15 protein-coding genes and 1 riboswitch are annotated in these 21,824 nt (G+C 69.3%); of the genes, 4 read left to right on the forward strand and 11 right to left on the reverse strand.

Translation table 11 applies throughout. The features are described from left to right. Positions 1-39 precede the first annotated feature (39 nt). Complete coding sequence (locus M1D55_RS09430) at positions 40-1,026, forward strand: diguanylate cyclase domain-containing protein (RefSeq protein WP_456280730.1); 987 nt, start codon at positions 40-42, stop codon at positions 1,024-1,026. A gap of 131 nt (positions 1,027-1,157) precedes the next feature. Then, a riboswitch (glycine riboswitch) is annotated at positions 1,158-1,274 on the forward strand. A 56-nt stretch (positions 1,275-1,330) separates the two neighbouring features. Continuing rightward, the gene (locus M1D55_RS09435; RefSeq protein WP_456280731.1) at positions 1,331-2,668 is read left to right on the forward strand and encodes a D-amino acid dehydrogenase; all 1,338 of its coding nucleotides are present in this window, start codon (positions 1,331-1,333) and stop codon (positions 2,666-2,668) included. 476 nt (positions 2,669-3,144) lie between these two features. On the opposite strand, the gene M1D55_RS09440 is transcribed toward M1D55_RS09435, so the two are convergent. The 6 genes from M1D55_RS09440 to zwf all read right to left on the reverse strand — a co-directional run bounded on the left by M1D55_RS09440 (position 3,145) and on the right by zwf (position 9,531). Then, positions 3,145-3,939 (reverse strand): SDR family NAD(P)-dependent oxidoreductase, encoded by a 795-nt coding sequence (locus tag M1D55_RS09440; protein WP_006577936.1) that lies wholly within the window; start codon positions 3,937-3,939, stop codon positions 3,145-3,147. A gap of 135 nt (positions 3,940-4,074) precedes the next feature. Next, on the reverse strand, positions 4,075-5,496 hold the full coding sequence (locus M1D55_RS09445) for an ATP-binding protein (protein WP_456280732.1): 1,422 nt from the start codon (positions 5,494-5,496) through the stop codon (positions 4,075-4,077). After that, complete coding sequence (locus M1D55_RS09450; RefSeq protein ID WP_006577934.1) at positions 5,496-6,239, reverse strand: response regulator; 744 nt, start codon at positions 6,237-6,239, stop codon at positions 5,496-5,498. The genes M1D55_RS09445 and M1D55_RS09450 overlap by 1 nt, the downstream gene beginning before the upstream one ends. A gap of 43 nt (positions 6,240-6,282) precedes the next feature. Further along, the gene (gene glk, locus M1D55_RS09455; RefSeq protein ID WP_456280733.1) at positions 6,283-7,257 is read right to left on the reverse strand and encodes a glucokinase; all 975 of its coding nucleotides are present in this window, start codon (positions 7,255-7,257) and stop codon (positions 6,283-6,285) included. Positions 7,258-7,323: 66 nt separating this feature from the next. Next, the gene (gene pgl, locus M1D55_RS09460) at positions 7,324-8,016 is read right to left on the reverse strand and encodes a 6-phosphogluconolactonase (RefSeq protein WP_023264485.1); all 693 of its coding nucleotides are present in this window, start codon (positions 8,014-8,016) and stop codon (positions 7,324-7,326) included. Positions 8,017-8,082: 66 nt separating this feature from the next. Further along, positions 8,083-9,531: a glucose-6-phosphate dehydrogenase gene (gene zwf / locus M1D55_RS09465; protein ID WP_456280734.1), complete on the reverse strand. Its 1,449-nt coding sequence runs from the start codon at positions 9,529-9,531 to the stop codon at positions 8,083-8,085. 226 nt (positions 9,532-9,757) lie between these two features. Between zwf and edd the strand changes: the two genes are divergently transcribed. Beyond that, the gene (gene edd / locus M1D55_RS09470; protein WP_456280735.1) at positions 9,758-11,581 is read left to right on the forward strand and encodes a phosphogluconate dehydratase; all 1,824 of its coding nucleotides are present in this window, start codon (positions 9,758-9,760) and stop codon (positions 11,579-11,581) included. A 111-nt stretch (positions 11,582-11,692) separates the two neighbouring features. Here edd and M1D55_RS09475 read toward each other — a convergent pair whose 3' ends face one another. The 5 genes from M1D55_RS09475 to M1D55_RS09495 all read right to left on the reverse strand — a co-directional run bounded on the left by M1D55_RS09475 (position 11,693) and on the right by M1D55_RS09495 (position 19,201). Further along, positions 11,693-12,619, reverse strand: coding sequence for a mechanosensitive ion channel family protein (locus M1D55_RS09475; protein ID WP_023264483.1), 927 nt, complete (start codon positions 12,617-12,619; stop codon positions 11,693-11,695). 37 nt (positions 12,620-12,656) lie between these two features. Further along, entirely contained in the window at positions 12,657-13,859 is a 1,203-nt protein-coding gene (locus M1D55_RS09480) for an osmoprotectant NAGGN system M42 family peptidase (protein WP_006577928.1), read from the reverse strand. Positions 13,860-13,896: 37 nt separating this feature from the next. After that, positions 13,897-15,720 carry an N-acetylglutaminylglutamine synthetase gene (gene ngg / locus M1D55_RS09485; RefSeq protein WP_456280736.1) on the reverse strand — a complete coding sequence of 608 codons (1,824 nt, stop codon included), beginning with the start codon at positions 15,718-15,720 and terminating at the stop codon, positions 13,897-13,899. A gap of 134 nt (positions 15,721-15,854) precedes the next feature. After that, positions 15,855-17,636 carry an N-acetylglutaminylglutamine amidotransferase gene (locus M1D55_RS09490; protein ID WP_456280737.1) on the reverse strand — a complete coding sequence of 594 codons (1,782 nt, stop codon included), beginning with the start codon at positions 17,634-17,636 and terminating at the stop codon, positions 15,855-15,857. 302 nt (positions 17,637-17,938) lie between these two features. Continuing rightward, positions 17,939-19,201 carry an MFS transporter gene (locus M1D55_RS09495; RefSeq protein ID WP_064576783.1) on the reverse strand — a complete coding sequence of 421 codons (1,263 nt, stop codon included), beginning with the start codon at positions 19,199-19,201 and terminating at the stop codon, positions 17,939-17,941. A gap of 434 nt (positions 19,202-19,635) precedes the next feature. Between M1D55_RS09495 and M1D55_RS09500 the strand changes: the two genes are divergently transcribed. Beyond that, positions 19,636-21,816 (forward strand): TonB-dependent receptor family protein, encoded by a 2,181-nt coding sequence (locus tag M1D55_RS09500; RefSeq protein ID WP_006577924.1) that lies wholly within the window; start codon positions 19,636-19,638, stop codon positions 21,814-21,816. The last annotated feature ends 8 nt before the right edge of the window (positions 21,817-21,824 follow it).

The raw sequence follows: 21,824 nt of genomic DNA on the forward strand, positions 1-21,824 counted from the left end.
GCCGACGACGATCGGGGTAACAACGATCGCATTGACGAGATGATTCCTGCTCCCATTCCCGCCGATGACCCGCGGCGCCTCGACGCGCTGTATTCGCTGAACCTCCTCGACACCGCCGCCGAAGAGCGCTTCGACCGGCTGACACGCCTGGCCACGCGGCTGTTCGACGTGCCGATCGCGCTGGTCAGCCTGGTCGACGCCAGGCGGCAATGGTTCAAGTCCTCATTCGGCCTGGCCGTACGCGAAACGCCGCGCGAGCAATCATTCTGCGGCCACGCGATCCTGCGCGACGATCTGCTGATCGTGCCCGATGCGCTGCAGGACCAGCGCTTTCACGACAACCCGCTGGTCACGGGCGCGCCCGGCGTGCGCTTCTATGCCGGCTGCCCGCTCGCGGTACGCGGCGGCGCCAAGGTCGGCACGCTGTGCCTGATCGACACCGCGCCGCGCGAGTTCGACAAGGACGACCAGGCGCTGCTGCACGATCTGGGGCGCCTGGCCGAGCAGGAGCTGGAGTCGGCGCAACTGGCGTCGATGGATGACCTGACGATGCTGTCGAACCGGCGCGGCTTCTCGGCGCTGGCGCAGCATGCGCTGGCGGTCTGCCAGCGCCAGCGGATGCCGGCCACGCTGCTGTTCTTCGACATGGATGGCTTCAAGGCCATCAACGACCGCTTCGGCCACGCGGAGGGCGATCTGGCGCTGGCCGCCTTCGCAGATCAATTGCGCCAGGCGTTCCGGCAGTCCGACCTGATCGGACGGCTCGGCGGCGACGAGTTCGTCGTGCTGCTGGTCGACGCCTGTGCCGACCAGTGCGACGCGATGCTGGCCCGGCTGCGGCAAGGCGTGGAGGCACACAACGCGCAGAGCCAGCGCGGCTATCGGCTCGACTTCAGCGCCGGCGCGGTCGCGTTCGATCCCGCCCGCCATGCGGGCATCGCCGATCTGCTGGCGCAGGCCGATCAGGCGATGTACGCCAACAAGCAGGCCCGCAAGGCGGGGACGCCGCCCGCCGGGCGTCAGTAACTCGCGTTGCGGCCGCCGCCGCGCCGTGTTACTGTCCGCCCATCCAGGAGAAAGCGAGCCTGCCGCGACAGCGCGGCGGCAGCGCTGCCGAAGGCGTACCCCCGAAACGCTCAGGTACCGAAGACTGGAGACGACAACGAACTGGAGAGCGCCGCCATCATGATTTGACGATGACGGCCGCCGAAGGGGCAAGCCGGGTCCGGGGCGGACGCGGTGAATCTCTCAGGCAAAAGGACAGTGGGGGCAGCCGGGTTGGCATCGACGATGCCGGCCGGCTGCCCCTTTTTGCATCCTGGAGCCTGAAATGAAAGTCATCGTGATGGGGGCCGGCGTGATCGGCGTGGCCTCGGCGTGGTATCTGTCCAAGGCCGGCCACGAGGTCGTGGTGCTCGAGCGCAATGCCGGCGCGGCACGCGAAACCAGCTTCGGCAATGGCGGCCAGATCTCGGTCAGCCATGCCGAGCCCTGGGCCAACCCGTCGGCGCCGCTGAAGCTGCTCAGCTGGCTGGGACGCGAGGACGCGCCGCTGCTGTTCCGCCTGCGCGCCGACCCGGCGCAATGGTCGTGGGGCCTGAAATTCCTGCGCGAATGTCCGGCCCGGCGTTCCACCCGCAACATGATCCAGCTGCTCAATCTCGGCACCTACAGCCGCGCCAGCCTGCAGGCGCTGCGCGCCGAGACCGGCATCGAGTACGACCACCTGGCCCGGGGCATCCTGCACTTCTATACCAGCCAGAAGGAATTCGACGCGGCAATCGAGCCGGCGCGCATCATGCGCGAGCTCGGCTGCGAGCGCCGCGTGATCGGTCCCGACGAAGTGGTGAAGCTGGAACCCGCGTTGGCGTCGATCGCGCCGCGGCTGGCGGGCGCCACCTACACCAGCGAGGACGAGTCCGGCGACGTGCATCGCTTCACCACCGGACTGGCCGCGCTGTGCGAGGCGCGCGGCGTGCGCTTCCGCTATGGCGTGCGCGTGCAGCGGCTGCTGGCCGAAGGCGGCCGCATGCGTGGGGTCGAGATCGCCGACGAGACCGGCGCGTACACGGTCGAGCAGGCCGACGCCTACGTGCTCGCGCTCGGCAGCTTCAGCCCGATGCTGGCGCGTCCGCTGGGCGTCAAGCTCGACATCTATCCGGCCAAGGGTTATTCGGCCACGCTGCCGGTGCTCGACCCCGAGCGCGCGCCGAGCGTCAGCCTGACCGACGACGAGTACAAGCTGGTGTTCTCGCGGCTGGGCGACCGGCTGCGCATCGCCGGCACCGCCGAGCTCAACGGCTATTCGATGGAGCTGAACCCGGTGCGCTGCGAGGCCATCGTGCGGCGCACGCTGGAGATCTTCCCCGGTGTCAGCCGGCCCGAACTGGCGCGCTACTGGACCGGCCTGCGTCCCGCGACGCCGGGCAACGTGCCGTATATCGGCGCAAGCGCGGTGCAGGGGCTGTACCTGAACACCGGCCATGGCACGCTGGGCTGGACGCACGGCTGCGGCTCGGGACGCGCGATCGCCGAACTGATCAGCGGCCGCGTGCCGGAGGTCGACTTTGGCTTCTGCGGTCCACTGCCGCCGGCGCGGCGGCTCGCGCGGCCAGTCGCGCCGGTGGCTGCCACGCGCGCCGCCGCAACGGAGGCGGCCGAAGTTTGAGGCGCGTCTGATTCAGGTCTGAAACAACGACACCGGCGCGGCATGGCCTCGACATGCGCGCCGGTGTTTTCGTTTCATCGCTGCCGCGCATGCATGGGCGCCGAAGCGTACCCGTTTCTGCGCACTGCGCTCGGCAAGCGTACCCGTTTCTGCGGGCCGCGGTGGCGGCGGCATTGGCCGCCGCATCGACAGCCTCATGGCCAGCCCTACTGCCAGCCTCATTGCCGGCACACAGTGCACCTTGCGGGCCAAAGCCAGGCCCGGGCACGGCATGAATCGGGCGGGCCATCCGCACCGCCACGTGCGAATGCGGGGCCGCACCGTACCCGTTTCTGCGTCGTGCGAACTCCGTCCGATGCCGCGTGGCGTGCCGTGCGTACCCGTTTCTGCGTACACAACATCAGTCGAATCAAGGCTCTCCGATGTCTCGACGTCTCGCCATCGCCGCGCGGATGCCGCCCGCTCGCGCCCCGGCATCAAGCGATGGTATCGACCACACCGCCGTCGACGCGCAACGCGGCGCCGGTCGTCGCCGATGCCTGCGGCGAACAGACATAGACCACCATGTTGGCGACTTCCTCCACCGTGGCCGCGCGCTGAAGGATCGAGCTGGGCCGATGCGCCTTGACGAACTCGGCGGCCGCTTCCTCGATCGACAGCCCTGCCTTGTCGGCATCCTCGCGCAGCATCTCGCGCAAGCCGTCGGACAGCGTTGGCCCTGGCAATACCGCGTTGACCGTGACGCCGGTACCGGTCAGCCGTTTGGCGAGGCCGCGCGACACCGCCAGCTGCGCGGTCTTCGAGAAGCCGTAGTGGATCATGTCCTCCGGCGTGTTCAGCGCCGACTCCGACGAGATGAAGACCACGCGGCCCCAGCCGTTGGCCGCCATCGCGGCCGTATACGCCCGCGCCAGCCGCACGCCGGACATCACGTTGACATCGAAGATGCGGGCCCAGTCCTCGTCGCTCAGTTCGTAGAAATCGCGCGGACCGTAGATGCCGGCGTTGTTGACCAGAATGTCGACCGCCGGCTCCGCGGCCACGATCGCATCGCACCCGTGGGCGCTGCCCACGTCGGCCGCGACGCCGCGCACCGTGGCGCCCGGCACCTCGCGCACCACGTCCGCGATGGCGCCTTCGACGGTGTCCTGCTTGCGGCCATTGACGATGACCGCCGCGCCGCTGCGCGCCAGCCCGATGGCGATGGCCAGCCCGATGCCGGCGGTCGAGGCGGTGACCAGCGCGGTCTTGCCGGTGAGATCGATTTGCATGGGTACCTCCTGAAGCGGGGTGAGATCAGCGAAGAGGACGCAAAGGTTCGGAAAGTCCGAAAGGGTCGGTCAAGCGAGTACGCAGAAACGGGTACGCTTTTCGACAAGAACGTGGCGGCGCGTGAAGGCAGCGGCCTAATCGCGGCCCGTGCCTGACGCGTTGGCGGCCTCGGGAAACACCACCCGCACGCGCAGCCCCGGCTCGTTATCCTCGAGCGACAGCGTGGCGCGATGCACCTGGGCGATCTCGTCGACGATGGCCAGGCCCAGGCCGCTGCCGCCGCTCGGCGCATCGGGCAAGCGATAGAAGCGGTCCAGCACGCGGGCGCGCTGTTCGGGCGGGATGCCGGGACCGTTGTCGGCGACGATCAGCGCGACCCGGCCCGCGTCGCCGCGCTGCACGCGCACGTCGACCTTGCCGCCGGCCGGCACATAACGCAGCGCGTTGTCGATCAGATTGGTCAGCAGGATGCGCAGCGCGTCGGCATCGCCCTGCACGGTCAGCCCGGCCGCGTCTCCAGCGCCAGCATCGCCAGCCTGGCGACGATTGCCACCATCGTCGCCGTCGCCGTCGCCGCTGGCGTCGAGCCCCAGGTCGATATTCCGGTCCAGCGCGGCCTGCGTCATCTCGCCGACCACGGCCGCGGCCAGTTCGCGCAAGGCGACCGGCTGCTGGCCCGCGACGGCCGCGCCCGGCTCGTGACGCGCCAGCGTCAATAACTGCGTCACCAGATGCGTCAGCCGCTCGAGGCCGTCGCGCAGATTGCCCACTGCCTCGCGGCGCGCCGGCTCGCTGTCGGCACGTTCGACCAGCTGCGCCTGCAGCTGCAGCGCCGTCAGCGGCGTGCGCAGCGCGTGCGCGGCATCGGCGATGAACGCGCGCTGCGTGTCGATCGCGTCGGACAGCCGCGCCAGCAGCAGGTTCAGCGCCTCGGTCAGCGGCGCGATCTCGGCCGGCATCTCGGCGACCGCCAGCGGCGACAGCGCGTTGGCATCGCGTTTGCCGACCTGCCGCGCGATCTCGCGCACCGGCCGCAGCCCGCGGCCGACCGCGAGCCAGACCATCCAGCCGAGCAGCGGCAGCAGCAACAGCAGCGGCGCCACCGTGCGCAGCGCCATCCGCGCCGCCACTTCGCGGCGCGCGCTCATCGGCTGCGCGATCTGCACCACGGCCGGCCCGAGCTGCACGCTGTAGATGCGGAACTCGCCGTCGTCGGTGCGGACGTTGGAGAAACCCAGCTCGGCGCGCGGCGGCAGCGACGGCCGCGAGTGCGACAGATAGAGACTGCGGCCGGTACCGTCCCAGATATGGATCACCACATCCTCGTCGGAGCGGAACAGATTGTCGGTGCCGGGCGGCAGCGGCGGCGACAGCGACGGCAGCGCCGGGCCGCTGAACTGGCTCGGCAGCGCGAGCGCGACCTGGCGCATCTGGTAGTCGAACAGCGCGTTGGCCTCCTGCCGCGCCTGCCCGTAGATCAGCGCGGTGGCGGCGGCGATGCCGGCCAGCAGGCCGAGGGCGAGCCACCACAGCAGGGTCCGCTGGATCGATCGCATCAGCGCACGCCCCCTGCCGCGGGATCGGCGCCACCTGGCTCGGCGCTCTCCTCGAGCTTCGGACAGACATAACCGACGCCGCGGATATTGCGGATCAAACCCTGGCCGAACTTCTTGCGCAGCGCGTGGATATAGACCTCGACCGTATTGCTGCCGACCTCGTCGTCCCAGCCGTACAGCTTCTCCTGCAGCTGCGGCACTGACCACACCTTGCCGGGCCGGGCCAGCAACGCCGCCAGCAGCGCGTATTCGCGCGCCGACAGATGGACCGGCTCGCCGGCCAGCGTGACTTCGCGCGTGGCCGGATTGAGCACGATCGCGCCATAGCGGACCAGCGGCTCGGCCCGGCCCTGCGCGCGTCGCGAGAGCGCATGGATGCGCGCCACCAGCTCCTGCAGGTCGAACGGCTTGACCAGATAGTCGTCCGCACCGGCGTTCAGGCCGGCGACCCGATCGGCGACCGCATCGCGCGCGGTCAGGATCAGCACCGGCGTGGCGACGCCGCGCGCGCGCATGCCGGCCAGCACGTCGAGGCCCGAACGGCGCGGCAGGCCGAGATCGAGCAGCACCAGATCGTGCTGCCCTTCGGCCGCGCCGCCGGCGGCGATGCCGGGCGGCTGCGTGGCGGCCGACAGGCCGGCCTCGCCATCGCGCACCCAGTCCACCGCGAAGCCTTCCTGACGCAGCGCGAGCCGCACGGAATCGCCGATCATCGTGTCGTCTTCGATCAGCAGCACGCGCATCGCTTCGCTCCGTTGGTTCGCAATCCGCAAGGCCCGCAGCGGCTCATCGCCGATCGACCGCTTCGGCCAGCGCATGTGCCAGCCCCGGCAGCGCGGGAAACTGCGCGGTGATCACCTGCACCGGCACCGGTTCGAGAAACGCGCGCATGCGTCCCTTGTCGACGAAGCGCGCATTGAAGCTCGACGCCGCCAGCGCCTCAACGAAGCGCGGCACGATGCCACCGCCGATATAGACACCGCCGCGCGCGCCAAGGATCAGCGTCACATCGGCCGCGACCGAACCGAGCAGGCCGCAGAACACGGCCAGCGCACGCTGGCATAGCGCGTCGCCGCGCTGCAAGGCACCCTCGGTGACCTCCGCCGCGGTCAGCGGCACGCGCACGGGCGTACCCGTTTCTGCGGCGAGCGCGGCATGCGTGTGCGACAGCCCCATGCCCGACAGCAGCCGTTCGGCCGACACGCGGCCGTGGTCACGATGCGCGGCATGCCAGGCGATCCACTCGTCGTCGGTGGCCGGCATCAGTTCGACATGCCCGCCCTCTCCGGCCAGCGCCACCGGCGCGGCACCGTGGCGGCCGGGGATCAGCCCCGACACGCCGAGCCCGGTGCCGGGGCCGATCAAGGCCAGCGGCGAGCCGGCGGCGGGCGTGCCGGCGCGCACCGGCGCCAGTTCGCTGGGCCGCAGATACGGCAGCGCCAGTGCCAGCGCGGTGAAGTCGTTCAGCGCCAGCAGCGTCTCCAGGCCCAGCGCCTGGCGCACCGCCTCGATCGAGAAGGCCCAGGCATGGTTGGTCAGCTTGACGCGATCGCCAGTGACCGGATTGGCGAGACCGATCGCCGCGTGGCGGGGTTGCGGGCCGGATAGCTGCGACAGGTATTGCCGCATCGCCGCCTCCAGCGACGGATAGTCGGCGACCTTCAGCGCGGTGACCGGTCCGATCGCATCGGGCGCGGTCTGCAGGGCGAAGCGGACATTGGTGCCGCCGACATCGGCGAGCAGGCGTGGGTAGGTAGTCATCGCAAGGCGGGAAACATCGGGCAAAATTCGGGCGCTCGTGGCAACGCGCGCACTGCAGCGAATACGTCAGGCGGAGAACACGTCGAAGCCATGACGATGCCGGCTGGCCACAAGTCCCACCGGCAACGCAGGCCCCGGCTCCTGCAGCGCGCGTTCGAATACGGCGGCCTTGGTCGCCCCGGCAAATGCCAGGAAGACGCGCTCGGTCGCCAGCAACGCGGCCAGGTTCAGCGTCACGCGCGCATGCGGCGCGCTGGCCGGGCGCGTCACCACATAGCAAGGCGTATCGCCATTGAGCGCTTCGCCGAGCTCCGGCGCATCGGCGAACAGCGAGGCGGTATGGCCGTCCTCGCCCATGCCGAGCACCGCCACGTCGGGCTGGCGAAACGCGGCATTGAGTGCGCCATTGAGGCGCACCACCGCCCGCGCGGGCTCGGACGCCTCGAGCGCATCGGCGATCAGTGGCACGAAGCTCGCCGCGGCGGCGGCATCGCGCAGCAGGTGTTCCTGCACCAGCCGCGCATTGCTGTCCTCGTGCCCGGGCGGCACCGCGCGCTCGTCGACCAGCGTGATCGTGACCGCGTCCCAGCGCACCGGCCGATAGCGCAGCCGCTCGAACATCGGCACCGGCGAACGCCCCCCCGAGACGGCAAGCACCGCGTGTCCGCGGTCCTGAATGGCAAGGTCGAGCGCGTGGCTGATGGAGGCAGCCAGCGCTTCGGCCTGGTCCAGCGGCGAAGGATGTTCGAAGCGGCGCATGGCGATTTCCCGGATGTGGATTCGTTGCAGCGGACCGGCGGGGCTAACCGGTGGGTAGGCGGAACGTCAGACCTCCTCGTGCCACAGCGCGTCGTCGCGCGACAGCAGCGCGGACGAGGCCGCCGGCCCCCAGGTGCCCGCGGTATAGGGCTTGGGCGGCAGCGAGCTCTCCGCCCAGGTGTCGATGATCGGCTCGACCCAGCGCCATGCCTGCACCTGTTCGTCGCGGCGCACGAACAGGCCCAGCCGTCCGCGTATCACGTCGAGCAGCAGGCGTTCGTAGGCGCCCGCGCGGCGCACCTTGAACGAGTTGGCGAAGTCCAGGTCCAGCGAGGTCGGCGTCAGCGCGACCGTGTCGCCCGGTTGCTTGACCAGGAAGTACAGGCGGATGCTTTCCTCGGGCTGCAGGCGGATCACCAGCCGGTTCTGCGGCGACAGCGTCAGCGGGCGCGGAAAGATCGCATGCGGCACGTCGCGGAAGTGGATCACGATCTCGGCCACGCGCGACTGCATCCGCTTGCCGGTGCGCAGGTAGAACGGCACGCCGGCCCAGCGCCAGTTGGCGATCTCGGCCTTGATCGCGACGAAGGTCTCAGTGCGGCTGTCCGGCGCGATGCCAGGCTCCTCGAGATAGCCCGGCACCGGCTTGCCGGCGATCGCGCCGGCGCGGTATTGGCCGCGCACGGTCTTCTCGGCGACTTCCTGCGGCGTGATCGGCCGGAGCGCCTTCAGGATCTTGATCTTCTCGTCGCGCACCGCGTCTTCGGTCAGGCTGGTGGGCGGCTCCATCGCGACCATGCACAGCAGCTGCAGCAGGTGGTTCTGCACCATGTCGCGCAGCGCGCCGGTCTGGTCGTAGAAGTCGCCGCGGCCTTCGACACCGAGCTCCTCGGCGATCGTGATCTGCACGTCCTGCACCCACTCGCGCCGCCACAGCGGCTCGAACAGCGCGTTGCCGAAGCGGATCGCCATCAGGTTCTGCACCGACTCCTTGCCCAGGTAGTGGTCGATCCGGTAGATCTGCTCCTCGGCGAAGTAACGGGCCACTGCCGCGTTGATCGCCTCGTTCGAATCCAGGTCGTGGCCAAGCGGTTTTTCCAGCACCACGCGCACGTTGGATTGGTTCAGGCCGGTGCGGCCGAACTGCTCGCAGATCGGCACGAACAGGTGCGGCGCGGTGGCCAGATAGCAGACCACGACCTCGGGCTGGCGGGACAGCACCTTGCGCGCCAGCGCATCGAAATGCTCGGGCTGGCGGGCGTCGGCCTGCACGTAGCACAGCCGCGCGACGAAGCTGGCCCAGTCGCCCGGCGGCGCATGCTCGAGGCCCGGCCGCATGCCCTGCTCGAGCGTGGCGACATACTCCTCGGTGGTGGAAGGATGGCTGCCCGTGGCCAGGATGCGCGCCGCGGGATGCAACAATCCGGCGCGATGCGCGTCGAACAAGGCCGGCAGCAGTTTGCGCCTGGCCAGGTCACCGGTGCCGCCAACCAGCACCATGTCGAAATCGGGCATGCTCACCCTGACCTCCTTGTCGCTTGATAGAGACCCCGAAGCGCGGCCGTTGCGGCCAGTTTACGTGAGTCGCGGGCGCTTTGCGAGCCACGCGGCAGCCAGCGGCAAGGGGTCGCGGCGCGGCAGGCATGCTCCATGCAAGCCTCGATGACATGCGCTAGGCTGAACTGCGACATTACCTGCGACATTACCTGCGACATCCAAGAATCCCGCTGGAGAGAGCCCCATGCCCCATCCCGTACTCGAACAAGTGACGGCCCGCATCGTGGCCCGCAGCGCGCCGACGCGCCAGGCCTACCTGTCCCGCACGCAAGCCATGGCCGGCAGCAAGGTGCAACGCGCGCAGCTGTCCTGCACGAACCTGGCCCACGGCTTCGCCTCGATGCCCGAGCCCGCCAAGATCCGCCTGAAGGCCGAGGAACGGCCCAACGTGGCGATCGTTTCCTCGTACAACGACATGCTTTCGGCGCACCAACCGCTCGGAGAGTTCCCCGCCTGGCTCAAGGAGACCGCGCTGGAGGCGGGCGCCACCGCGCAGTTCGCCGGCGGCGTGCCGGCGATGTGCGACGGCGTGACACAGGGCCAGGACGGCATGGAGCTGTCGCTGTTCTCGCGCGACGTGATTGCGCAGGCCACCGCGGTCGCGCTGTCGCACCAGATGTTCGATGCCGCGCTGTATCTGGGCATCTGCGACAAGATCGTGCCCGGGCTGGTGATGGGGGCGCTGTCGTTCGGCCATCTGCCCGCGGTGTTCGTGCCGGGCGGGCCGATGCCCACCGGCATCCCCAATGAGGAAAAGGCGCGCATCCGCCAGCTGTACGCACAGGGCAAGATCGGCCGCGAGGAGCTGCTGGAGGCCGAAAGCCGGTCCTATCATTCGCCGGGCACCTGCACCTTCTATGGCACCGCCAATTCGAACCAGATGCTGATGGAGATCATGGGGCTGCATCTGCCCGGCACCGCCTTCATCAACCCGTACACGCCGCTGCGCGAGGCGCTGACGCGCGAGGCCGCGCGGCATGTACTGCGGCTGGTGCACCAGGGCGAGCGCTATACGCCGATCGCACAGGTGCTCGACGAGCGCGCGTTCGTCAACGGCATCGTCGGCCTGCTGGCCACCGGCGGCTCGACCAACCACACGCTGCATCTGATCGCGATGGCGCGCGTGGCCGGCATCATGCTGACCTGGGACGATTTCGACGAGCTGTCGGCGGTGGTGCCGCTGCTGGCGCGCGTCTATCCGAACGGCCAGGCCGACGTCAACGGCTTCCAGGCCGCAGGAGGCCTGGCGCTGGTGATCCGCGGCCTGCTGGCGCGCGAGCTGCTGCACAACGATGTCACCACCGTCGTCGGCCAGGGCCTGGAGGACTACACGCGCGAACCGGCGCTGCGCGACGGCAAGCTGGTCTGGCTCGACGGGCCGACCGAATCGCTGGACACGTCGGTGGTGCGCGGCGCCGGCGAGCCGTTCGCGCCCGACGGCGGCATCAAGGTGCTGGACGGCAACCTGGGACGCGCGGTGATCAAGACCTCGGCGGTCAAGGCCGAGCATCAGGTGGTACAGGCGCCGGCGCGCGTGTTCCATCATCAGGACGACATGCTGGCCGCCTTCAAGCGCGGCGAGCTGGAGCGCGATTTCGTCGCGGTACTGCCGTTCCAGGGGCCGGCGGCCTGCGGCATGCCGGAGCTGCACAAGCTGACGCCGACGCTGACGGTGCTGCAGGACCGCGGCTTTCACGTGGCGCTGGTCACCGACGGCCGCATGTCGGGCGCGTCGGGAAAGGTGCCCGCGGCGATCCACGTCTGCCCCGAGGCGCTGAAGGGCGGCGCGATCGGCAAGGTCCGCGACGGCGACATGATCCGCGTCGATGCGCCGGCCGGCATCCTGACCGCGCTGGTGCCGCAGGCCGAGTGGGCGGCCCGCACGATCGAGCGGCCCGACCTGAGCCGCCATCGCCATGGCGTCGGCCGGGACCTGTTCGGTACGTTCCGCCGCAATGTCAGCACGGCCGAGGAAGGCGCCTGCACGCTGTTCGCGGACGAAGGCTGATTCACATGCGTTGTCGTCCCCGCGCAGGCGGGGACCGAGTGGCTGGTCCAAGACGCTGGATTCCCGCTTTCGCGGGAACGACAACCCGGCAGCCCGTTTTCCGCTTTCGCGCTAGGCGCGCCGCGGCGTACCGATGGTCGAGGGTGGCGACGAAGCCGGCGAAGCATGCGCCGTATGGTGTAGCACCAGCGCCGTCGACTCGCCATTGCCCGGCACACGCAGCTCCTGCACCGGCACCGCGATATCGATGCCCACCGCCTGCAGCTCGCGCTTGACGCGCTCGTAAAACGCGAAGCGCAGGTTCCAGTAGTTGTCGTTCGAGGTCCAGCAGCGCAGGTTCAGCGTCACGCCCTCGCTGGTGAAGTTGACCACCATCGCCTCGGCCGCCGGCACCTCGAGCACGCGCTCGTCGTCGGCCAGCATATGGCGCAGCACCCGCAACGCGGTCTGCACGTCGGCGCCGAACGGCACCGTGACCTCGATATCGAGCCGGCGCGTCGGATTCTCGCTGTAGTTGGTGATCGCGCTGCCCCAGATCTTGTTGTTCGGCACGCGCAGGCAGACGCCATCGAAGGTCGTCAGCTCCGTCATGAACAGTCCGGTCTCGCGCACGGTGCCGGCAATGCCTTGGGCGTCGATGTACTGGCCGACGCGAAACGGCCGCAGCAGCACCAGCATGATGCCCGCGGCAATATTCTGCAGCGTGCCCTGCAGCGCCAGGCCGATCGCCAGGCCCGCGGCGCCAAGCATCGCGATGATGCTGGCGGTCTGCACGCCGAACTGCGACAGCACCAGGATCACGGTGACGACACGCACCACCCACTGCGTGACGCTGCCCAGCATCGGCCGCAGCGTCGCGTCGACATGGGGGCGGTCGAAGGCGTGCAGCACCGCGTTGCGCGCGCGGCCGCTAAGCCACCAGCCGACCAGCAGGATGGCGAGCGCGGCCAGCACGTTCAGACCCTGGTGCACGGCCAGCTGCAGCAGATAGGCCCAGGTGGCCTGCAGCTTGTCGGCGTCGATGAAATTCAGATCCATAAGGTTCATTCCGGAAGGGATGTCATCAAGCGCGACATCAGGACGCGCTGTCGCGGCGCGTATGCACCAGTTCGCCGGCATCGGGCAGCGGCGTCTCGCTGCGCGTCAGCTGGCGCGGATCAAGCTGATGGGAGAAGCCGGCCACCGAGCCCATGCGGCGCTGGCGGTCCTCCGGCAGCGTCGGCCCGCTCTGGATATAGACGGTCAGCAGCTCGGCCAGATTGACTAGCACGTCCAGATGGGTCCGCTCGTAGCCATGCGAGGCATCGGCACCGAAGCACAGCAGTGCGGTGCGCACGTCATGGCCCGCGCTGACCGCCGCGCCGGCGTCCGAATGGTAGAAGCGGAACACGTCGCGATGGCTGGGGATGCCATGCTCGTCGCACAGCCGCAGCAGGCGCCGCGTCAGGTGATAGTCGTGCGGGCCGGCCGAATCCATCAGCGGAATCGTCACGCCCTCCTCGCGCGCGCCCTGCCCCGGCGCGACCGGACCGATGTCGATGCCGATCACCTCGCTGACATCGTCCTCGATCACCGCGGTCGCGCCGGAGCCGACTTCCTCGGTCAGTGTGAACACCGCATGGCAGTCCATCGGCACCGAGGCGCCGCTCTCGCGCACCGCCTTCAGCGCGGCCAGCACCGCGGCGACGCCGGCCTTGTTGTCCAGATGCCGCGAGACGACATAGCCGTTGTCGAGAATCTCGGGGTTGGCGTCGAAGGCGACGAAGTCGCCGACCTGGATGCCGAGCGTGCGCAGCTGCTCCGGCGTCGCCGCCGGCTCGTCGAGCCGCAGTTCGAGCTGGTCCCAGTTGACCGGTTGCGTGTCCACCGCCTCGTTGTAGACGTGGCCCGAGGCCAGCAGCGGCAGCACCGAGCCGCGATGCCGGCCATGCTCGGTAAACAGCGTCACGCGGCCGCCTTCGGCCCAGCGGCTGGACCAGGTGCCGATCGGCGCCAGCGCCAGCCGGCCGTTGGGCTTGAGCTCGCGCACCATCGCGCCGAGCGTGTCCAGGTGCGCGACGATCGCGCAGTCGGGCCCCATGCCGCTGTTGGCGCGATTGCCGCGCAGCGTCGCGCGGATCGTGCCGCGCCGGGTCAGCTGGTAGGGGATGTCGAGACCGTCCAGCACGTTGGCGGTGTAGTGCACGATCTCGTCGGTCAGCCCGGCCGGGCTCGGGATCGCGAGCAACTCGAGCAGCGCGGTCTTCAGGTACAGCCGGTCGATCTTCAGTTTCTGCATGGATCACGATGCCGGGTGCGGCGCGCCCGGCAGGAATTCAGGATGTAAAGGGGAAGAGCAGATCGACGAAGCGCTCGGCGGTCGGCTGCGGCTCGTGATTGGCCAGGCCCGGCCGCTCGTTCGCTTCGATGATCACGTACTCGGGCTGGTCGGCGGCCGGCACCAGGAAATCCAGGCCGACCACCGGGATGCGCAGCGCCCGCGCCGCGGTCTGCGCGGCCTCGCGCAGCACCGGATGCAGCTGGGCAGTGACGTCGTGCAGCGTGCCGCCGGTATGCAGATTCGCCGTCTTGCGCACCGGCACGCGCTCCCCGGCGGCCGGCACCGATTGCAGCGTCAGCCCCTGCGCCGCGAGGCAGCGTTCGGTCTCGGCATCGAGCGGAATGCGGCTCTCGCCGCCCGTGGCCGCGCTGCGCCGCGCGCTGTGGCGCTCGATCAGCGTCTTCAGGTCGGCCTTCCCATCGCCGACCACCTCGGCCGGCTTGCGGATCGCGGCCGCGACGACCTCGTAGCCGATCACCACGATGCGCAGGTCCTGCCCCGGGCAGAACGATTCGAGCAGCACGGTGCCGCCCTCGGCGTGCGCGGTCTCGATCGCGCTGCGCAGATGCTCCTCGGTGCGGACGTCGACGCTGATGCCGCGACCCTGTTCGCCGAAAGCCGGCTTGACCACCACCGAGCCGTGCTCGGCGAGGAAGGCCAGGTTCTCGGCATCGGTGCCGATCTGGCGCTGCGCGGGCACCTTCAGGCCAACCTGCTCCAGCCGCTTGCGCGTCAGCGCCTTGTCCTGGCACCAGGTCATCGCCACCGCGCCGGTCAGCTCGGACAGCGACTCGCGGCACAGGATCTCGCGGCCGCCGTAGCGCAGGCTGAAGATGCCGGCATCGGCATCGATGATCTCGACGCCGATGCCGCGCCGGCGCGCTTCCTTGACGATCAGCGCGGCATACGGATTGAGGTTGTCGCACTCGCTCGAGCCGGCGAACAGCGGCTCGTTGATCGCGTTCTTGTGCTTGACGACGAAACCGTCGACCTGCACGAAGCCGAGCTTGTGGTACAGCCCGATCGCATGCTGGTTGTCGTGCAGCACCGACAGGTCCAGGTGCTTGCGTCCGCGCGCGGCGAACAGCGCGATCAGCTCGCGCACCAGTGCCTGGCCGACACCGGCCAGATGCGTCTGCGGATCGACCACCAGGCACCACAGGCTGCTGCCGCCGCGCTCGTCGCCGAAGGCCAGCAGATGGTCGACGCCCATCGCGGAACCGATGATGTCGCCGGTCGATTCGTCCTCGGCGATCAGGTAGACCACCGCGTCGTGGTCGCGCTGGCGCCAGACCGTGGCGGGATCGAGCGGCACCATATGTCGCGAGGCGTAGAGGCGGTTGATCGCGGCGATATCGGCTCGGGTCGACAGGCGGCGGATCGTCACGCCCGCGGTGCCGGTCGCTACCGCGGCATCCCCGTCCTCCAGCGTGCGGCGGAACAGCAGCGACGGATCGAGGAACAGCGTCTGCGGCGCCTCGGCCAGCAGCAGCTGCGGCGCTTCGACATAGAGCGCGATATCGCGCCGGCCGGGCGCTTCCTGCTGCAGCTCGGCGGCCAGCCGCGCCGGCGATTCGAACGACGGCGCGAACATCAGCCGGCCCCAGCCGCAGTCGAGCATCGCGTTCGGGCGGGCGGACACCGGAGCGGGTGCCGGGCTTGGCTGCAACGCGGGATCCTGCTGCGCCGGCGCGCCGCCCGCGTCGTGCATCACGGCACGGGGCGCCTGCCCCGCGGCATCGACGGGTGCGCCGAGATGGAGGGAGTCGGCCAGCATCGCCGGCTTGTTGGGACGGACTTCCGCATTGACGGTCGACATTCGATCTTTCTCCTCGTTGTTGTCCGCGTGATGGCTCCTGTCGTTGCCGACAAGGGACTGCGGCCGCACGCGGCGGCCGTTGGCTTCATCGTCGGGTTGGGGGGCTGCCGGTTTGTCGCCAGTCATGGCCGGCCTCACAGGCCATGCGACTGCATCCACCCCTCGAGCAGCGCTACCTGCCACAGCTTCGAGCCCTTCAGCGGGGTGATGTGGGCGTCGGGATCCGCCAGCATCGACTCGACCACGCCGGGCCGGTACAGGCCGCGCTGGCGCGCCGCATCGCTGTCGACCAGACCGCGCACGTAGTCGAGGAAGGGGCCGCGCAGGTACTTCAGCGCCGGCACCGGGAAATAGCCCTTCGGGCGGTCGATCACCTCGGCGGGAATCACCTGGCGCGCGGCTTCCTTCAGCACGTGCTTGCCGCCGGCGGCGATCTTGTGGCGCGCCGGCATGCGCGCGGCCAGCTCCACCAGACGGTGGTCGAGGAAGGGCACGCGGGCCTCCAGCGCATGGGCCATCGTCATGTTGTCGACGCGCTTGACCGGGTCCTCGACCAGCATCACGGTGGTATCGAGCCGCAGCGCGCGGTCGATCGCGCTGTCGGCACCCGGCATCGCGAAATGCGCCGCCAGGAAGCGGCCGCTCGGATCGTCGGCCAGCCATTGCGGCGACAGCAGCTCGGCCATCTCGGACGGCGTGCGGTCGAAGAACACCTTGCGATAGGCCGCGACGCCGCCGTCGGCATCGGTATTGGCGGCCAGCGGCGGATACCAGTGATAGCCGCCGAACACCTCGTCGGCGCCCTGCCCGCTCTGCACCACGCGGCTGTGGCGCGCGACCGCCGCCGACAGCAGATAGAAGGCCACGCAGTCGTGGCTGACCATCGGCTCGCTCATCGCGTGGATCGCGTCGGGCAACGCCTCCAGCAGATCGGCCGCCGGGATCATCATCTTCTCGTGGCGCGTGCCGAAATGCCGCGCCACCAGGTCGGAATAGTGGAACTCGTCGCCGGCCTCGCCGCCGGCCGCCTCGAAGCCGATTGCATAGGTGCGCAGGTCGGGCGTACCCGTTTCTGCGAGCAGGCCAGTGATCAGGCTGGAGTCGACGCCGCCCGACAGCAGCACGCCGACCGGCACATCGGCGACGGTGCGCAGGCGCACTGCATCGCGCAGCGCGGCCAGCGTCATGTCGCGCCATTCCTCGAAGGAGCGCGCCTCGTCGGCGGCGTCGTGCACGAACTCGAGCCGCCACCAGGTCCGCGTTTCGGTGCGGCCGTCCGCGTGCACCGTCATGTGCGTGGCGGGCGGCAGCTTGCGCACGCCCTGCACGATCGTATGCGGGGCCGGCACCACGGCATGCAGCGTCAGATAGTGATGCAGCGCGACCGGGTCGAGCGCGGTATCGATGTCGCCGCCAGCCAAGAGCGCCGGCAGCGTCGAGGCGAAGCGCAGGCGCCGCGCGTCCTGGCTGTAGTACAGCGGCTTGATACCCAGGCGGTCGCGCACCAGGTGCGTGATGCCGGTGTCGCGCTCCCACAGCGCGAACGCGAACATGCCGGCCAGGCGATCGAGTGCCGCGGGGCCCCAGGCATGCCACGCCTTGATGATGACCTCGGTGTCGCCGGTCGACGAGAAGGTATAGCCGCGCGCGCTCAGTTCCTCGCGCAGCGCGTGGTGGTTGTAGATCGCGCCGTTGAAGACGATGCCCATGCCCAGCGCGTTGTCGATGAAGGGCTGATGCGCGCGCTCGGACAGATCCATGATGCGCAGGCGCCGATGTCCGAAGGCGCGCCGGCCAAGGCCGAACAGCCCTTCGCCGTCAGGGCCGCGCGCGGCCTGCACCCGCGCCATGTCGGCCACGGCGTGAAGGTCCGCCATTTGTTGATCGAAACGTATTTCTCCTGCGATACCGCACATCGATGGTCTGCTCCCTTGCCCGCAGGCGCGCGGGACACCCTTGCTTATCGCACGGGGCGATTTCGGGGTCTGCCCGCGCTCATCCGACGCAATGTCGGATTTCGCCTACAGATAATCGAAATTGACAATATTTTCGGGACAGATCGATGGAGAAATGGTTTCCCTGAATATTCGGCGGGGAACCCGGCGGACGGGCGCCAGCCCTTGCTGGGCAAGGCCTGCAGCGGTTTGAAAAAATATTGGAAGTAGTGGCGCCGACGCCGCTTGCGCCGGGCCGGCGCCACGCAGAAACGGGTACGCCCTCAGGCCGGGCCGGGCGTGTCGTGCAGGCGATCGCGGCTCGCCAATGCCGGAAACAGACGCATCCACACCGCCACCACCACCAGCGTGCCGATGCCGCCAAGCAGCACGGCGCCGACCGGGCCGAGCCAGGCCGCGGTCACGCCGGACTCGAATTCGCCGAGCTGGTTCGAGGCGCCGATGAAGACCGAATTGACCGCACCGACGCGGCCGCGCATATCGTCGGGCGTATCGAGCTGGACCAGCGTCGAGCGCACCACCACGCTGATCATGTCGGAGGCGCCCAGCACCACCAGCGCCAGCATCGACAACGGCAGCAGCGTCGACAGCCCGAAGCAGATCGTCGCCAGGCCGAACAGCGCCACCGCGCCGAACATCACGCGGCCCACCTTGCGCTCGAGCGGATGGCGGGCCAGCCAGATCGCCGTGGCCAGCGCGCCGATCGCCGGCGACGAGCGCAGCAGGCCCAACCCCCATGGACCGGTGTGCAGGATGTCGCGCGCATAGATCGGCAGCAGCGCGGTGGCGCCGCCCAGCAGCACCGCGAACAGGTCGAGCGAGATCGCGCCTAGCAGCACAGGCCGGCTGCGGATATAGGCAAACCCGGCGAACAGCGTGCTGATGCTGACCGGTGCCGTCAGCCGCTGCGGCCGCTGGCGCAGCCGCAGCAGCGTGATCAGCGTCGCGGCCGCCAGGAACAGCAGCGCGCCGATGCCGTAGACCACGCCGGGACCGGCCACATAGGCGAAGCCGCCGAGCGCCGGGCCGACGATGATCGCCGTTTGCGTCGCCGAGCTCGACAGCGCCACCGCCCGCGGCAGCTGGCGCGGCGTCACCACGCTGGGCAGCAGCGCCTGCAGCGTCGGCGTTTCGAACGCACGTGTCGCGCCCAGCAGCGCGACGAAGATGAAGATGTGTTCGTGCCGGACCCAGCCGGCCAGACTGGCCGCCGCCATGCCGATGGCGATCGCGGCTTCGGTCAGCTGGCAGATCCGGACGATCTGGCGGCGGTCGAAGCGGTCGGCCACGTGCCCCGACATCAGCAGCAGCACCACCGACGGCAGGAATTGCACCAGGCCGACCAGCCCCAGCATCAGCGCGTCGCCGGTCAGGTCGTACATCTGCCAGCCGACGGCCACCGTCAGGATCTGGTAGCCGATCGTCGTGCACAGACGCGCGCACCAGAACATGCGGAAACCGGGGTCGCGAAAGACCGAATCCGGATCGGAAGCGGCCGGGGTCGTGCTGGCAGGGGTGGAAGGCATGGCGGGAGAGAGAAGCGGCGCCGCCTTGTGCGGTGACGGCTGCCGGGACAGCGGGAGGCCGGTGTGAGGCGCCCATGGGTCGCCATGGCTCGCTACGCCGGCAAGCCGCAATTCTAGCGGAGCGCCGCCATGCGCGCTCGACGCTACATGAGTCCCTTCCGGCGGCGCGGTGTTGGGCCGGTGTTGGGCCGGTGTTGGGCCGGTGTTGGGCCGGTGTTGGGCCGGTGTTGGGCCGGTGTTTGCGGTGTTGGCCTCCTGCAACGTCGACCATGACGGCGAGGCAGGTTTGCGGCGTTTGAGAATGCTTCGCATTTATAATCCGCCGCTTCTCGGGTGACGCCGACGCCGTGATGCCGCTCATCCGGTCACGTGTCGGTCATCGCGCCGTCTCGCGAACCCGATGCCGCTTTCCCGCCTTTCTTCAGGATCCGATCTTGCAAGCCGCCTTCCGCCTGACCGCCGCAGCCGCCGGCGTCGCCCTGCTGTGCCTGTCGTCCCCGGCCCGTGCCGCCGAGCCTGTCGTAACCGCCCAGGCGTCGCCGCAAACCCAGGCGCAAGCCGCCACCGCGGTGGCGGACGCCGACAAGACGCTGAGCACGGTGACAGTGGTCGGCAACTGGCTCGACCAGCCCAACGAAACCAAGGTGCTGGAGCATCCCGGCGCGCGCTCGATCGCCGACCGGCGCACCATCGAGGAAAGCGGCGCGACCAATGTGCGCGAGGTGCTGCGCCGCATGCCGGGCGTGCAGGTGCAGGACAGCAATGGCACCGGCGGCAGCGACATCTCGCTGAACGTCGGCGTGCGCGGTCTCGCCTCGCGGCTGTCGCCGCGCTCGACCGTGCTGCTCGACGGCATTCCGCTGGCGGTCGCGCCCTACGGCCAGCCTCAGCTGTCGATGGCGCCGCTGTCGATGGGCAATATCGACACCATCGACGTGGTGCGCGGCGCCGGTTCCGTGCGCTATGGCCCGCAGAACGTCGGCGGCATCATCAACTTCGTGACCCGGCCGATTCCGCAAACGTTCGCCGCGCAGGCGTCGGTGGAAACCGAGATCGCGACGCACGGCGGCAATGTGAAGACCATGCCGAGCGTCTTCATCGGCGGCACCAACGACAACGGCCTGGGCGGCGCGCTGATGTATTCGGGCGTGCACGGCGACGGCTATCGCCGCGGCAACGACCGCGTCGACATCGACGACCTGATGCTCAAGGGTTCGTACCGGATCTCCAGCACGGACCAGATCACTGCCAGCTACCACTATTACGAGGCGCTGGCCGACATGCCGGGCGGGCTGACGGCCGCCCAATACGCCGCCGATCCGTTCCAGTCGGTACGGCCCTACGACACCTTCGCCGGCCGCCGCAACGACGTCTCGCTGAAGTACTCGCACCAGGACAACAACCGCAAGTTCGAGGTGCTGACGTACTACACCGACAGCTTCCGCGGCAGCCAGATCGAGAGCGAGAGCGCCGGCCGCCGCCGGCTGGGATCGTTCCCGCGGCACTACCACACCTTCGCCGTCGAGCCGCGCTATTCGCAGCTGTTCCGCGGCGCCAACGTCAGCCACGAAGTCAGCGTCGGCTACCGTTACCTGCGCGAGTCGAGCGACGAGCAGGCATCGCGCACGGCGTTCTACACGCCCGGCACCGTCGATCCGACCACGATCGCCTCGCCGATGTACCAATGGCGCAGCGGCGGCACCACCGCCAACGCGGTCTACATCGACGACACCATCAACGTCGGCAACTGGACCATCACGCCGGGCCTGCGCTATGAAATGATCCGCTCCAACGTGACCGACCATTTCACGCAGCGCCGCACCGACATCAAGTCGGACGAGCCGCTGCCGTCGCTGGCCGTGATGTACCACGTCAGCGACAACTGGAAGCTGTTCGGCAATGCCGGCGTGTCGTTCGGCCCGCTGCAGTACTTCCAGATCGCGCAGACCACCAATGGCCTGGCCCCGGAAAAGGCCAAGACCTACGAGCTGGGCACGCACTTCAACGCCAACGGCTGGGGCGGCGAGCTGACGCTGTTCAACATCGACTTCGACGACGAGCTGCAGCTGCGCGGCGGCACGATGGGCAGCCCGGACGCCTGGACCAATCTCGGCGCGACGCGCCACCGCGGCGTCGAGAGCTCGCTGCGCTACGACTTCGGCACGCTGTCGAAGACGCTGGCCGGGCTGTCGGCGTACGCCGGCTACACCTATACCGAGGCGACCTACAACCACGGCACCTTCGCCGGCCGCGACCTGCCGTTCTACTCGCGCCATGTGGCGACCGCCGGCGTGCGCTACAGCCGCAACCGCTGGACGCTGAACGTCGATGGCTTCGCGCAATCGCGCCAGCATTCGCCGGGCGATCCGACCGATGGCACGCCGTACCAGACTGAAGAGAGCGCCAACGGCGCGCTCGGCGACATCCCCGGCTACGCGCTGGTGCACATGCGCCTGGGCTACGACTTCGGCAAGTCGATGTCGAACCTGAAGCTGGCGGTCGGCGTCAAGAACTTGTTCGATCGCCGCTATTTCACGCGCTCGACCGACAACAACCTGGGCAAGTACGTCGGCATGCCGCGCACGTTCTACGTGCAGGCGACGCTGGCGTTCTGAGCGGCGGG

It is taken from the genome of Cupriavidus sp. JZ107 (assembly GCF_053903255.1).

What these genes read in the sequence shown, in the direction of transcription:
- M1D55_RS09440 (WP_006577936.1), bottom strand. Translation starts at nt 3,939, where the DNA reads ATGCAAATCGATCTCACCGGCAAGACCGCGCTGGTCACCGCCTCGACC.
- glk (WP_456280733.1), bottom strand. Translation starts at nt 7,257, where the DNA reads ATGACTACCTACCCACGCCTGCTCGCCGATGTCGGCGGCACCAATGTC.
- M1D55_RS09450 (WP_006577934.1), bottom strand. Translation starts at nt 6,239, where the DNA reads ATGCGCGTGCTGCTGATCGAAGACGACACGATGATCGGCGATTCCGTG.
- M1D55_RS09435 (WP_456280731.1), top strand. Translation starts at nt 1,331, where the DNA reads ATGAAAGTCATCGTGATGGGGGCCGGCGTGATCGGCGTGGCCTCGGCG.
- ngg (WP_456280736.1), bottom strand. Translation starts at nt 15,720, where the DNA reads ATGTCGACCGTCAATGCGGAAGTCCGTCCCAACAAGCCGGCGATGCTG.
- M1D55_RS09445 (WP_456280732.1), bottom strand. Translation starts at nt 5,496, where the DNA reads ATGCGATCGATCCAGCGGACCCTGCTGTGGTGGCTCGCCCTCGGCCTG.
- M1D55_RS09495 (WP_064576783.1), bottom strand. Translation starts at nt 19,201, where the DNA reads ATGCCTTCCACCCCTGCCAGCACGACCCCGGCCGCTTCCGATCCGGAT.
- M1D55_RS09480 (WP_006577928.1), bottom strand. Translation starts at nt 13,859, where the DNA reads ATGCAGAAACTGAAGATCGACCGGCTGTACCTGAAGACCGCGCTGCTC.
- M1D55_RS09490 (WP_456280737.1), bottom strand. Translation starts at nt 17,636, where the DNA reads ATGTGCGGTATCGCAGGAGAAATACGTTTCGATCAACAAATGGCGGAC.
- zwf (WP_456280734.1), bottom strand. Translation starts at nt 9,531, where the DNA reads ATGCCCGATTTCGACATGGTGCTGGTTGGCGGCACCGGTGACCTGGCC.
- M1D55_RS09475 (WP_023264483.1), bottom strand. Translation starts at nt 12,619, where the DNA reads ATGGATCTGAATTTCATCGACGCCGACAAGCTGCAGGCCACCTGGGCC.
- pgl (WP_023264485.1), bottom strand. Translation starts at nt 8,016, where the DNA reads ATGCGCCGCTTCGAACATCCTTCGCCGCTGGACCAGGCCGAAGCGCTG.
- edd (WP_456280735.1), top strand. Translation starts at nt 9,758, where the DNA reads ATGCCCCATCCCGTACTCGAACAAGTGACGGCCCGCATCGTGGCCCGC.
- M1D55_RS09430 (WP_456280730.1), top strand. Translation starts at nt 40, where the DNA reads ATGATTCCTGCTCCCATTCCCGCCGATGACCCGCGGCGCCTCGACGCG.